This is a genomic window from Microbacterium sp. C448, from assembly GCF_000582705.2.
Classification (GTDB): domain Bacteria; phylum Actinomycetota; class Actinomycetes; order Actinomycetales; family Microbacteriaceae; genus Microbacterium; species Microbacterium lacus_A.
Genome location: NZ_HG779751.1, coordinates 1 through 536 on the forward strand (window position 1 = coordinate 1; position 536 = coordinate 536).

Annotated in this window: 1 protein-coding gene; it reads right to left on the reverse strand. The window is 70.3% G+C overall.

From position 1 onward, the window contains the following. On the reverse strand, positions 1-445 hold a 445-nt coding region (locus tag MIC448_RS12575), incomplete at its 3' end, for an NAD(P)-binding domain-containing protein (RefSeq protein WP_036300266.1). Between the last annotated feature and the right edge of the window lie 91 nt (positions 446-536).

Sequence of the window (536 nt, forward strand, 5' to 3'; positions counted from 1 at the left end):
ACATCCCGAACGGCTCCATGAGAGCCACAAAGCCTTCGGCGCCACCGCCGCTTGCGAGAAGCGCGGTGCGGTGGCCGTCGCGGGGCACGGGTGCGAGTACGGCCACATCGGCCATAAGCACCCCGGAGCGCTCCGCCCGCAGTGCGATCTGCTGCTTGATCTCCGGCGCGGTGGTGTTGAGGTCGGCGTAGATCGTCTGTGCGCCCAGGAGCGGGAGCGTCTCGGTTGCAACCTCGACGGCTGCTGACGCGCCGACGAGGCTCAGGACGAGATCCGCCCCGTTGATCGATTCGGACAGCTCGTCGCGCTGGTCGACCACGGGGCCCGGCGTCGTACGCGTGTCCTGGTACGGGTCGAAGCCGCGCACCTCGGCGCCGGCCCCGGCAAGCCCCGCCGCGTAGAGACGGCCGGCTTCGCCCAGTCCGATGATCGCGATTCTCGTCATGACACCCGTCACGATACCCGCGCGTCACGACACCCGCGGCGTCACGTTGCCCATCACGACACCCGCGGCGGGGCGGGCGGATCGTGCGGGT